Raw genomic sequence first — 11,991 nt, forward strand, 5'->3', positions numbered from 1 at the left:
CGCAAAGGAGAAACTATGCAGTCAGCAATACGGATTACAACCAAAGTTATTGCAGGAAATAAACTTGAAATTCAAGTGCCGCCTGGATCTGTGGGCGAAGAGGTTGAAGTTTTTGTGATTATACCAGAAAAGGCTCCGGGGCGGCGTAAAGTGTTGGAATTGCTTACAGAAATCCGCAGCCGTCATGTTTCCAGAACTGTTGAAGAAATTGACCGCGAACTTCAACAATAAAGAAACTCATGGGAGAACTAAACCTACCATCCTCTGCTAGAATTTAATTGGCTCAAGTGGAGATTCAATTTAAAGTATAAGTTAAATCACTCGGGAGGAAAAACAATGAATACTGCTAAATTATCGATCGCTGATGACTATCAGACAGTCATATTACCCAAAGAATTCCATTTTGCCGGAAATGAAGTGTACGTCAAAAAAATAGGAGATGCTCTTGTCCTGATCTCGAAAGAAAATCCTTGGAAAACTTTTTTTGATAGTTTAAATATGTTCTCGGACGATTTTATGCGAGTCAGGGTTCACCCTTCTGTGGAGACGAGAGAGGCTTTAGAATGAGATTTTTACTAGAGTTATCCCAAGCATCGCTTACGCACGGGTGGTCAGAAACCGGGTTTTTTCCCTTGAATACTTCGTTGAGACCAGCAGAAACGGCTAAAAACCCGGTTTCTAACGCAGCCTACTGACTAAACTGTTGAGCGTAGTAGCCTGCGTAGCGAGATCCCTTTTCCAGCAACTCCTCGTGCGTCCCAGATTCGACAATTCTGCCTTTTTCCAAAACTAAAATGCGATCGGCTCTCCGCACAGTAGCCAAGCGGTGAGCGATAATAAACACCGTGCGATCGCGCATCAATCTTTCCAGCGCTTCTTGCACTAAACCTTCGGATTCCGAATCCAGCGCCGATGTCGCTTCATCCAAAATCAATATTCTGGGAGCGAGCAGAACTGCACGGGCGATCGCAATTCTTTGTTTTTGCCCGCCAGATAAGTTTACACCCCTTTCTCCTACCCAAGTTTGATAGCCCTCGGGAAACTGACTAATAAATTGATGAGCGTTAGCAATCTCCGCAGCTTTTTGAACATCTTTCAGTTCATAATAAGATTGACCGAAAGCGATATTTTGAGCAATCGTACCCGAAAATAAAATCGTTTCTTGCGGTACAATTCCGATTTGCCTGCGCAGAGTATTTAACGTGACATCTTGAATATCAATACCGTCAATTAAAATCTGTCCCGCTTGCGGATCGTAAAATCTCGGTAGTAAATTTACTAAAGTAGTTTTACCCGCACCGGATGCACCCACGAGAGCAATCATTTCTCCGGGAAGTGCCAGTAAACTCATGTTTTGGAGAATCGGAACCCCCCCTAGCCCCCCCTTATCGAGGGGGGGTTGAGGCTGTTTTCCTCCCTTATCAAGGGGGGGTTGAGGCTGTTTTCCCCCCCCATCGAGGGAGGGTTGAGGGGGGTAGGCAAAATTAATGTTGCGGTATTCGACTTTGCCCGTAACAGGGGGAAGTTCGATCGCGCCCGGTTTTTCGACTATTGTTGGTTCTATTTCTAATAGTTCAAAAATGCGATCGCTAGAAGCTTCTCCCTGCTTAAAATCCCCGTAATTAGCAGTTGTAATAGCGATGGGGTCAATTAAAAGTGCCACCCCTGCGATATAACTGATAAATTGAGTACCTGTGAGATTTCCTTGAGAAATTTGCCAACCTCCCAGGAAAAAGAGCAAAATTACGCTCATCGCTTCCAGAAAGCCAACTACAACGAACTGAAGTGCTTTTATTCGTTCTGACAGATACTTAGCGCGGCGGTTTTGTTCAGCTTCTTCTGCAAAGCGGGCAATTTCGTAGTCTTCAGCAACAAATGCTTTGATTAAACGAATGCCGCTGAATACTTCTGTCAGCAAAGCGGATAAATCAGAGATGCGATTTTGACTTTGGCGCGAGTAACTCAGCAGTCTCTCGCCAAACCAGCCAATTAAGATAGCCATCAGCGGTGCAATAATTAATGCACCCAAGGTTAATTGCCAGTTGAGATAAATCATATATCCCAGAACCGCAATTAGCTGCAAAACACAAGGGATAAACTGATGAAAAAATTTATTTACGACTTCGCCAATGCGGTCAATATCTTCTGTGAGGCGGTAGGATAAGTCTCCTGTTTTGGCAGTTTCAAAGTAGCCGAGATTGAGATTTTGCAGGTGGGAGTAGACTTTTTTGCGGATTTCAAAAGCAATTGTCAAAGCTGCTTTTGCCATCAGCGTATCTTGACCGTACTGGGCTGTACCGCGAATTAGAAAGATAATGGCGCTGAGTGCAGCAATTTGAGCGAACCCTTGTAAATCTCCTTTACCTATAAATTTGGCAGTTTCGCCAACTAGCCACGCTATAATCGGCCAAAATATGGTAAATACTACGGTACAAGCTAATGCTTTACCGATGGTTTGTTTTTGGGGACGGAGGTAGGGTAAGATTTGCCAGTATGTCGATCGAGTTTTCAAGATATTTTGCCCTCGCAAATTCTGTTTTTGGGGATCTCTGCAATAATATTCAAACTTCGATCCCCCCTAACCCCCCTTAATAAGGGGGGGACAAGATTATTATTCAAAGTCCCCCTTTTTAAGGGGGATTTAGGGGGATCTCTGCGTAAGTCATAGAGATATCGGAGCCAGAATATGATAACAGCGATCGGGCAAATCTCAACAATCGTTCTTCACCGAAAGCACCCGGGATACAAAGCCCCCGGATTCATCCGTGGGGTTAATTGTCCAATTCTTCAATTCTTTAATCTAAAATCTAAAATCTAAAATCTAAAATCATTCTTGACCGTCTGCATGAGTCGCCTGCACCTTAGCCCCCGCGACAACTGCACCCCGAAAAGCCGCTGACTGTCCGGGTGCAAGAGTAACTGGTTCAGCGTAGATAAATCCGTTGTCAATTAAATTGCCTGACTCATCCAAAACTTCATAATTGACTTTGACATTCTTGATTGTTTTGCAGCCTTGATTAAGCACTTGACCGCTGAAAAAGTTGCCGTCATAATTTGCCGCCGCAATTGAAACTTTTGCAGAAATGTTGGAACCGGGAATGCAAGTTTGGGAAGTTCCCGAAGCTGGCTGTTTCTCGCACAACTTGCCCAAGTCTACTGTTTTGCCGTCGGGGGTTTTGATATAGCAAAACGGCTCGTCAACTGATGAGTTTTGAGCAATTGTATTTGTAGCGTCTGCAAGCAAAGGGCGAGCCGATATCGGCGACATGAGAAAATTTGTTGATAAAGCTACTGTTAAATATAAAAAAATCATGTTTGTTTGGGCATTGTTTGAAATTCATTCTACAATATAAGTCACGTAAAATTTGGGCTAGCATATCTATATTTAGGGTACGCCACCCTCAAGCTGTATTGTGCTATGATAAGACATCAAAATTGAGAAAGTAAAGTAAAGTCATGGTCGTTACTCAAGATAACCCAGGACAAAAAACCTTAGAACTGATCGTAACTTGGGAGAAGTTGCCAGACGACTTCCAATTAGAAGAAAAACCAGTGGAGAATACAGGTCAACCGCTAATTGCTGGAGCACTGCGAGAAATCTTAGAACTGAGAGGATCGATCGGGCCACTAATGCTGATAGCTAGCAACTTTGGCATTTGCGCTACTGTCAACGGCGAGTTAGTAATCAAAGCACCTGATTGGGTTTATGTACCGTCGGTACTGCCCGCAGAATCGAGAAGAGACCGCAAAAGTTATACCCCAAACTTGGAAGGAGAAATCCCGACCATTGTCATGGAATTCTTGTCGGAAACAGACGGCGGGGAATATTCTATTAAACGTACTTTTCCTCCGGGAAAGTGGTTTTTTTACGAACAAATTCTGCGAGTACCAACTTACGTTATTTTTGACCCAGAAACGGGATTGCTAGAAGTATATCGCTTGCAAAATGGCAACTACGAACTAGAATTTCCCGACGCGGAAGGTCGTCACTGGATGGCAGATTTTGGTTTGTATTTAGGAACGTGGCGAGGGGAGAAAGAACAGCGTACAGGCTATTGGTTGCGATGGTGGGATGAAGCAGGAAATCTGCTTTTATGGGGTGTAGAACAGTTAGCTGCAGAATGCCAGCGAGCCGATCGCGAACGTGAACGGGCCGATCGCGAACGTGAACGGGCCGAACGACTGGCTGAATATTTGCGCGATCGGGGAATTAACCCGGACGAGATTATTGGATAAGTTGTACGCCCTAGTTGTACGCCCTATCTGTAGGGACACGGCATTGCCGTGTCCGCAATTACTCCATATTATCTAATACTCGGCTTCCTATTCCGAAGATTGCGCGCTCCGGGAACTTTTAGGCTGGGACGGCGACTGTTCAAACTGCTCGCAGTTCGAGCATTCAAAGTATCAGCAGAAGCTATCAAACCCAAATCTTGCAAAATTTCAACAGCCGCCCTTTGTCCAGTTTCGCAACCGCCTTCCATGTAACCTTGATTTTCCAGCGAAGTGTGTTCGCCGGCAAAAAATAAGTTCCCAACTCGTTCGCCTTCAACGCCGTACATTTGCGTCCACTGTCCGACTAAATAGCACGCATAAGAACCTTTGAAAAAGTGTTCTCCCGGCCAATAAGCTCGCACAGCTTTGCCCGATCGCAAATTTCTCACTCCGGGAAAAACTCTTTCAAATTGGTTCAAAAATCTTTGTGCTTGGTCTTCTGGAGTTCCGGCACCGATGGACAAACCCTGCTTTCCTCCTGTCAAAGTGCTTATCAAACCGTTAGGAGTAGGGGCAAAAGGCGTAGCTTCCCGGGTACTCTGGAATTCTAAATCGCTATAAACAGAAGCAGTCGAGCGATAAAGTTCCCGCCAAATTCGGCTGCGGTAGCCAGTAATTAACTTAGAATTAGTACCGTAACCCAACTGCTCGATCGCCCTGCGCTTTGGTTGGGGCAAAGGTACGTTAATTTTAACGTCTCGCAGAGTGCTGAACGGCAAAGTTAACAAAACTCGCTCGTAAGTGCGATCGAAGGCACTTTGTCCCGATCGCAAACTCACCCGATAGCGGCCATCCGGCAAAAGAGTAATCGCTTCCAAAACCGTCCCCGCCTCGATCGAACCAGACAATTGACCCGCCAAACGGTCGATAATTTGACTGTTGCCGCCGTCAATTTGATAACGCTCATCGCTGTTGCCGTACAATTCAAAACTGTCAGGTTCAGAACCGATTAAAAACAGCAGATTTAACGCCGACTGTTCCTCGGAATCTCGACCGTAGAATACCGTATAAGCAACCCGCAACAATTGTCGCAGTAGCGTGCTCGTATCAGCTTGGTCTAGATATTGAGCGATCGAAAGATTGTCCAATCTTTCCGCTGTTTCCGTAAAATCTTGATAGCTAATGTTATCTCCAATAGCTTCCACATCTTCATTAATTTTAGTTGCTAGCGGCGCAAAATCCGCGATTATTTGCTCAAGAGGATATCGTCGCCCTTGAAAGAAAAAAGTATCCTTGACCAATTCACTCTGCACTTGGTCTAAGTCAATCGCCCGCAAACCCAATTCCGTCGCCAGCGAGATTAAAGTAGTGTGGCCGGTGTCAATATATTCTCCCCCCAACTCCGCCGGAATCAGCGTTCCAGCCACCTTGGGAATAGTGCGAATCCGCCCCCCCAGGCGGTTAGTTGCCTCGATGATATCGGCGCGCACACCCGCTTGGCGCAAGCGATAGGCCGCCGTCAAACCCGCAATCCCCGCACCCACAACCAAAATCGGCGATCGTCCGCCCTGTTGAGCAAAAGCTCCCCCTCCCTCCCTGGTAAAAGTCGCAGCAGCGACAGCCCCCGCAGCAGCTAAGCCCCCGTGCAGCAAGCGGCGGCGAGATAGGCGAGAATTGGGAATGCGGTCGGTCAGCATCCCCAGCAGTTCATCAGCCGGAATGCCAGTTTCCCTAGATTTCTGGGCAATAGTCGCAGCGCGGCGCAGCATAGCCATCAGTGCAGATTTAGCCATAATTAAGACATCCTCACAAAACTTTGATGTAAACTGGATTCTCGATCGTGTACTTTCCAGACTAAAGTCCAGAGAGATTTTTTTAATAATGCTAACCCTCAGAACACTGTTCGACAGCAAATTTTATCTCGAAAACAACCCAGATGTCGCCGTAGCAGTTGCCAGAGGCACGGTATCGAGTCCCTTCGATCACTACCGAAAAATTGGCAAATTTGAAAATCGCGACCCAAATGCCCTATTCGACTCCAGCTATTATTTAGACACCAATACAGATGTAGCGGTATCAGCCAAACTCAACGGCTTTTCAGCCGCCGACCACTTTATCAGATTCGGTCAATTTGAACGACGCAACCCCAACCCTTTCTTCGATGTTGGTTTTTATCTAGCAAGCAACCCAGACGTTCAGATAGCAGTCCAAACAAATCAATTTACCCCATTTGAACACTACTTCAAAGTCGGTCAATTAGAAAACCGCAAACCCAGCGTTTTCTTCGATCCCAGCTTTTATCTAGAAAAATATCCGCTGGTAGCAGCAGCAGTCCAAAGCGGCGCAGTTAAAAGCGCGATCGACCACTACATTCAATTCGGCCTACAAGAAGGACTGTTGAGCACTCTCCCCGATCCCGCCGACAATTTGAACGCAGCAAAAAGCCTGGGCATTCTCGGAGGAATTCAAACAGCGAGCGATTTTGTAGGAGCTGCTGAACCAGCCGACATTTACAGTTTCATCCTCAATACTCCCAGCCTTTTCAGTGTAACTGTTGAGGGTTTGATTGCCGATGTTGATATAGAATTAATTCAGGATCTCAACGGCAACGGCGCAGTTGGATTAGAGGATTTTATTGCTTCGTCTAACAATTTAGGCACGGCATCAGAAACAATTGTCAGCAATGGGGCTTTACCCGCGGGGACTTATTTCGTCCGCGTTTCTCAATTTCAAGGCGATACAAATTATGACTTGAGATTGCTATCCACTCCCTCAGTAATACCGCCCCAAACTTAAAATTAAATTAATATATAGCAAGCCTAAATCAGTCACAAAAAAAACACACTTCTCCTCACTTCTCCCCTCTTCCTTCGCGGTCTTCGCGCCTTCGCGGTTCGTAAAAAAAATCTGGTTTACAAATGATTTAGACTTGCTAGAAAACAGGCTGCAAAAAGGGCGAGCGACAATTTGCCCTGGTTTCACTTATTAGTTTTTTGCCCGCTGGGAGAGGGCAAAGATTGAACCGGGGTAGGAGGCCAATTAGAGCGACTTCTGGTGAGAGTAGTAGACACCAAAGCATAGCCCAAAACAGCAGGAAGGACGATCGCACACAGAAACACGATCGCCGCGGCCGCCGTCATCGCATTCGAGAGCGGGCCGTAATGAGTGCGGTAAGGGTCAAACGGCGGTAAATTGGGCCTCGGGGCGTCCCGCAGGGCGATCGGACGTTTGAACCGCACCCGCCTGTCGTCGAGCTTTTCGAGCAAAATCCAGCCAAATTCCTCTTCTTCCCGGCACAGCTTGTGAAAAATCGCAGGATTGCGAAACAAATCGCTGCTAGCCCGCACAATCTTGTACTCCCAAACCTTCAAATTAACAGGATTGGGAGGCGATTTGGGATTGCCATGCGAGCGCGCATTTTCAGGCGCATTAAAATCATCCTCTTGAGATTCGTACTGAGTCAAAACTTCCTCCTCCTCGTCGTATTTTTGCCCCGCCGCCAATTGCTCGTGGCTCACCAATACACCCGCGAGTGCCGCCTCCAAGCCGAGACTGCCAACCATCAAACTCCAAATCAGAAGTTCCACCATAAAAGGAGTTAAAAGTTAAAAATCAAAAACTAAAAAGACTCGCTTTTAACTTTCAATCTTTAATTTTCAAATAGCCTTCCACCAGACAATCTGCACCCACCGCGCGCCAAGAAACCCGCTCTAAAGTCAAAGCATCAGTCATTGCGGAAAACCCCAAATCTCCCACAGGAGTTGGAGATCCTTGGCCGCCGACAATTTTAGGAGCAATAAAAGCCATAATTTTTTGAACTGCACCCTCAGCAATTGCCCTCGCCGCCAAAGTGCCGCCGCACTCCCAGAGTACAGAAAGAAAAGATCGATCGTACAAATAAGCCATAACATTAGTCGGTGTCAGCGGCGAGATCTCCACAACCTCCACCCCTTTGGCGATCAAAAATTCCTGAAATTCGGGGTTAACCCCAGGTTCAGTCAGCACCAAAGTAGGCGCCACAGAGGTTTCCCACAACCAAGCCGACTTCGGCAAATCCAGAGTGCGGCTCATCACCACGCGCAGGGGATTATTCCTATCAGGTTGGTGACTCGTCAGTAGGGGATTGTCCAGACGCACCGTATTTCCCCCAACAATCACAGCATCGCAGCCGACGCGCACCCGGTGTACCTCGCTCCGAGCCTCCTGGCCCGTCACCCAAGCGCTGTGGCCGGTACTGGTAGCAATTTTACCGTCCAAAGTCATCGCATATTTCAAAATTCCCAAAGGCCGGCGGTACAAAATCCGGTGCACGAAAGCCTCGTTGAGTTTTTGGCAAGCTTCCCCTTCCACTCCTGCCACCACTTGAATGCCCGCCTCTCGCAACCGGGCCAGCCCAGTGCCAGCTACCAAAGGATTCGGATCGACCATGCCAGCCACTACTTTTGCCACCTTGGCCTTAACTAAAGCTTCGGAACAGGGAGGAGTCCGCCCGTAGTGGTTGCATGGCTCCAGGTTCACGTAGACAGTCGCTCCTTCGGCGAGTTCCCCCGCTTCCCGGAGCGCAAAAACTTCGGCGTGAGGTTGACCGGCACCGGGATGAAACCCTTCGCCGACAATCTTGCCGTCTCGGACAATTACAGAACCGACGAGGGGGTTGGGTGCGGTTTTGCCGAGAGCGCGGCGAGCCAATTCTATGCAGCGGCGCATCATGGCTCGATCGAACTCTTGAACTTCGCTGTTTTCCAGTTGTTTTGTACCTTGCTGCTGTCGGTTAGCTAAGCTGGCGATCGCGGACGCGTCCGCCGGAAAAGTTTCCATGAGATTTTGGTATTATATCTATCCCTGAGTGTACTGACTTACAGTTACTAACGATTTATCAATACTTTCGGGTTTTAGTTGATTAATTTCTATCAGTGCTCTAGCAAAACAGCCATTTTAGGAACTCTTGAACCTTGTTACTGCCTGTCCACCTCTCCCAGTGTCCCTTACCTGATACTCGCTTACAAGCAAACTCATCTATCAATCTTCTACCGACACTACAATGTATCTGCACTAGCTTGCTTTTTCACAAGTAGCCAGCTACAGTTGCTGGCTAAATCTGGAAACGTAGACTTGACAGCGCACTTGAGCCGTGCGATCGTGATAACTGAGGAAGATTGATGCGCGGTAGCGCGGTGTACCACCACCACACTAACCACGACTTCCCCAAATCGTTGAGGTGTAACGTTTGGAGCTAAATAATTATGCCACGTAAAGGACTCAATCCTAAAGCTTTCTGGAAACGGGAAGCAAAAGCCACCTTTGTTCTATTTCTTGAGAATCCCTCAAAAGTAACTCTGTCTGTCGCCGTAATTGATTGCTGTCGCTATTTATTTGCGGTACAGCAAGAAAAATACCCGTTAATCTCACAGCGACTCGACATCGAATCTTTTTTAAAAGCTATTTCTTACGTGATAAGTAGCTTCGAGTAGTTACAATCGCCCGCACCTGCATAAAAATAAGCCCTCCAAAAAAGGGGGCTTTTTAAGTGTCTGTTACCGACACCACACCGTATCTGCCCGTGACCCCAGTGGGCGCAAACTCTCGTTATTCTTGCTAATCGCCTCTTTCCACCACAGTGTGCCGTCGTATTCATCCCTCACGGTGGCACCACGGGGCATATTGTCGAGCCTGTGGGCGCCAAACCCGCGTTCTATCATGTCCTTTCGGGTAAGCACCTCAGTCCAGTAAACTGGTATTTCATCCCGGCTCGGAAGTGCGATCGCTTCACTCTCGTTGTATGTATCTTGTGACTCTAGCTTTTGTGGTTCCGACCGAGGGAGCGGGTTAAGCATCCCGTCGTGTTGTACGCACCCTTGCTTAATCAGTTCGATGAACTTATCCACCGCTTGGCTCATGTTCCCGGTCATTTTGAGGAGCTTGACCGTTTCTGGTTTAAGGGTCAGTGTCACCCTTACAGCGTCCTTGCGATTCGCACCGGGTTTTAGATTTTTTAAACTTTTAGGGTTTACGTTCATATATTTATCTCTATTTCTGAGCTTAGCCGCCCGTGTTAGGCGGCTATTTGTGAAAATGAACTTAAACCAGCAGGTCAAAGATGTTGGGCTTGTCGCCTTCGGAGATTTTCTCGTGACCAAGTGCTGATTCTATTTTTGAGACTCTTTCGGCTAACGTCTGAAGCTGAAGCTCGAGCAATCTAATGCTATCTTTTAAATCGGTTCTTTCAGTTCCCAATAAGTCGAATAAACTATTGGAAAACTCAAATTCACTCTCTTGGTCAAGTAGTGTTGCTAGCTCTTTTAAAAAAGTCGCTTTAAAAGTCTCTAAATCAACACTTGAATCCCTGTCAATTAATGCGTTGATTGCTTCCGCCATAACGTTCAGACGATTTTCCATCGCTTGAACAGCCATTGCGTTCTTCATTGTCATAGTTGCAAAGTAAGTAAATTCGTGTTTGGCACTGTTAAAGGTAGGTAGTTTCTGCATTTGTTTTGTAAGGTAAAAGGATTAGTTTAACGTCAATTTCGGACGGCAATTTAACCTGCCTTAAGAGCAAGATTTTTAAACGTGTAACTCTTCCCTCGAATTACTCCCGTTATGCCATCTGGCGCGCCCAATTGCGCTATTGCGTCAAAGAAGGGTCTACGACCCCGCGTCAGGGAACCGTTATTAAAGCACCAGTCTTTATAAGCGTAAAAAAGCTCAGCAGCAGTAATTTCACTGTTTTGTTTCATGGTGCAACAGCTTACATAGAACTCAAGGGGGTCGTTCTTTGCTGAGGGTGCTTTCGCTAACCTCACTTCACTCGAAACAGGTGCTTTGACTTGACGTTGACTAAGTTCTCGGCGAATGTCAGCTAAAAGGGACATAGCTGTTTGCAGTTGTTGAATTAACTCTTGGTCGGTCATCACATTTCTACTCCTTTACCAATCAATAACGTCATCAGGTGTGAGTTGGTCAAGCAAGTCGGGTGTTGCTCTTGTTGTCTCTAGAGATGTTCCAATTAAGCCAATCTCTAAGCTGTCTTCACTTTTTGAAAGTTTGTGCTGTTCAAAGAGATTGGGACATTCCCGTACATCGACATACAACACAAGCGCTGCACGGACAATATCTGACAAATTGCAGCTTTTGTCGCTACAGATACGCTTAAGCGCTTCCATCAACTGAGGTGATAATCGAGCGTGAATTTCGTTCTTGCTCATCAGAACTCTTCCTCACTAGCTGAATACTTCGTTAGCTCTAGCAGTTCTTGGAAAGTAAGTGTGTTGGTTACACCAAAAGTTTGGTTTAGCAATAGTTCAAAGAACAACAGGTTGCGGTGTACATCATTTGTAGTGACATTTGAAACGAAGGAAATTGTTGTGTCACCACCGTGTTTTTTAGAACTGTTAATTGTACGTAACGCTTCCTGTACGTTTTGTCTGGCTAGCTCTAGACTTTCGATTGCCTGTCGCGTTGAGACAGAAATATCAGCCATGTTGTCGTAGTATTCGTGGATGTTGTTCATAATGCTTGCTCTCGAGTGTATTTTCTGGCTTAGCCGGCTACAGTTGCCGGCTACTTGTGAAAAAGGACTTAAACGAACCAATCCCGGCGTCGCAACTGCACTAATCTAAAAACTTGCTTTTGACAAACCTTGAGTAAGTCAACTGCCAAGCTGAGGTTTAGTTTGAGAAATTTCATGTGTGAAGTGGGTATCAAGCCATTGACCTCTTCTAGTAACGCTTGACACGCCAAAATGGTTTCAGAAAACCTAGGGCTTTTAACTAAGTTTTC

General features: G+C 46.4%; 16 protein-coding genes. 5 read left to right on the forward strand and 11 right to left on the reverse strand.

Annotation, left to right across the window (positions count from 1 at the left end):
• The first annotated feature begins 15 nt into the window (after positions 1–15).
• Positions 16–231 (forward strand): hypothetical protein, encoded by a 216-nt coding sequence (locus QUB61_RS22845; protein ID WP_333128715.1) that lies wholly within the window; start codon positions 16–18, stop codon positions 229–231.
• Between the two features lie 105 nt (positions 232–336).
• Positions 337–567: a type II toxin-antitoxin system VapB family antitoxin gene (locus QUB61_RS22850; RefSeq protein WP_333128717.1), complete on the forward strand. Its 231-nt coding sequence runs from the start codon at positions 337–339 to the stop codon at positions 565–567.
• 121 nt (positions 568–688) lie between these two features.
• Here the strand turns inward: QUB61_RS22850 and QUB61_RS22855 are convergent, their stop codons facing one another.
• Both QUB61_RS22855 and QUB61_RS22860 read right to left on the reverse strand, forming a co-directional pair.
• Positions 689–2,512 carry an ABC transporter ATP-binding protein gene (locus tag QUB61_RS22855; protein ID WP_333128719.1) on the reverse strand — a complete coding sequence of 608 codons (1,824 nt, stop codon included), beginning with the start codon at positions 2,510–2,512 and terminating at the stop codon, positions 689–691.
• A 315-nt stretch (positions 2,513–2,827) separates the two neighbouring features.
• Entirely contained in the window at positions 2,828–3,268 is a 441-nt protein-coding gene (locus tag QUB61_RS22860) for an FxLYD domain-containing protein (protein ID WP_333128721.1), read from the reverse strand.
• Positions 3,269–3,456: 188 nt separating this feature from the next.
• Here QUB61_RS22860 and QUB61_RS22865 point away from each other — a divergent pair, with 188 nt between their 5' ends.
• On the forward strand, positions 3,457–4,236 hold the full coding sequence (locus QUB61_RS22865; RefSeq protein ID WP_333128723.1) for a Uma2 family endonuclease: 780 nt from the start codon (positions 3,457–3,459) through the stop codon (positions 4,234–4,236).
• A gap of 68 nt (positions 4,237–4,304) precedes the next feature.
• Here the strand turns inward: QUB61_RS22865 and QUB61_RS22870 are convergent, their stop codons facing one another.
• On the reverse strand, positions 4,305–6,008 hold the full coding sequence (locus tag QUB61_RS22870; RefSeq protein WP_333128725.1) for an NAD(P)/FAD-dependent oxidoreductase: 1,704 nt from the start codon (positions 6,006–6,008) through the stop codon (positions 4,305–4,307).
• An 88-nt stretch (positions 6,009–6,096) separates the two neighbouring features.
• On the opposite strand from QUB61_RS22870, the gene QUB61_RS22875 reads away from it, so the two are divergent.
• Entirely contained in the window at positions 6,097–7,011 is a 915-nt protein-coding gene (locus tag QUB61_RS22875; protein ID WP_333128727.1) for a PPC domain-containing protein, read from the forward strand.
• 182 nt (positions 7,012–7,193) lie between these two features.
• Here the strand turns inward: QUB61_RS22875 and QUB61_RS22880 are convergent, their stop codons facing one another.
• Positions 7,194–7,805 carry a hypothetical protein gene (locus tag QUB61_RS22880; RefSeq protein WP_333128729.1) on the reverse strand — a complete coding sequence of 204 codons (612 nt, stop codon included), beginning with the start codon at positions 7,803–7,805 and terminating at the stop codon, positions 7,194–7,196.
• A gap of 52 nt (positions 7,806–7,857) precedes the next feature.
• Positions 7,858–9,033 (reverse strand): bifunctional diaminohydroxyphosphoribosylaminopyrimidine deaminase/5-amino-6-(5-phosphoribosylamino)uracil reductase RibD, encoded by a 1,176-nt coding sequence (ribD, locus tag QUB61_RS22885; protein WP_333128731.1) that lies wholly within the window; start codon positions 9,031–9,033, stop codon positions 7,858–7,860.
• 425 nt (positions 9,034–9,458) lie between these two features.
• Between ribD and QUB61_RS22890 the strand changes: the two genes are divergently transcribed.
• Positions 9,459–9,686 carry a hypothetical protein gene (locus QUB61_RS22890; RefSeq protein ID WP_333128735.1) on the forward strand — a complete coding sequence of 76 codons (228 nt, stop codon included), beginning with the start codon at positions 9,459–9,461 and terminating at the stop codon, positions 9,684–9,686.
• A 63-nt stretch (positions 9,687–9,749) separates the two neighbouring features.
• Here QUB61_RS22890 and QUB61_RS22895 read toward each other — a convergent pair whose 3' ends face one another.
• From QUB61_RS22895 to QUB61_RS22920, 6 genes are all read right to left on the reverse strand, one after another.
• The gene (locus QUB61_RS22895; protein WP_333128738.1) at positions 9,750–10,232 is read right to left on the reverse strand and encodes a hypothetical protein; all 483 of its coding nucleotides are present in this window, start codon (positions 10,230–10,232) and stop codon (positions 9,750–9,752) included.
• A gap of 61 nt (positions 10,233–10,293) precedes the next feature.
• On the reverse strand, positions 10,294–10,701 hold the full coding sequence (locus tag QUB61_RS22900) for a hypothetical protein (protein ID WP_333128740.1): 408 nt from the start codon (positions 10,699–10,701) through the stop codon (positions 10,294–10,296).
• Between the two features lie 50 nt (positions 10,702–10,751).
• Positions 10,752–11,123, reverse strand: a complete 372-nt coding sequence (locus tag QUB61_RS22905; protein ID WP_333128742.1) for a hypothetical protein — start codon at positions 11,121–11,123, stop codon at positions 10,752–10,754.
• A 15-nt stretch (positions 11,124–11,138) separates the two neighbouring features.
• Positions 11,139–11,417 (reverse strand): hypothetical protein, encoded by a 279-nt coding sequence (locus tag QUB61_RS22910; RefSeq protein ID WP_333128745.1) that lies wholly within the window; start codon positions 11,415–11,417, stop codon positions 11,139–11,141.
• Positions 11,417–11,722 carry a hypothetical protein gene (locus tag QUB61_RS22915; RefSeq protein ID WP_333128747.1) on the reverse strand — a complete coding sequence of 102 codons (306 nt, stop codon included), beginning with the start codon at positions 11,720–11,722 and terminating at the stop codon, positions 11,417–11,419. The genes QUB61_RS22910 and QUB61_RS22915 overlap by 1 nt, the downstream gene beginning before the upstream one ends.
• A 68-nt stretch (positions 11,723–11,790) precedes the next feature.
• On the reverse strand, positions 11,791–11,991 hold a 201-nt coding region (locus tag QUB61_RS22920; protein WP_333128749.1), incomplete at its 5' end, for a hypothetical protein.

Origin of the sequence: Microcoleus sp. C2D2, assembly GCF_036702495.1 — a bacterium.
Classification (GTDB): domain Bacteria; phylum Cyanobacteriota; class Cyanobacteriia; order Cyanobacteriales; family Microcoleaceae; genus Microcoleus.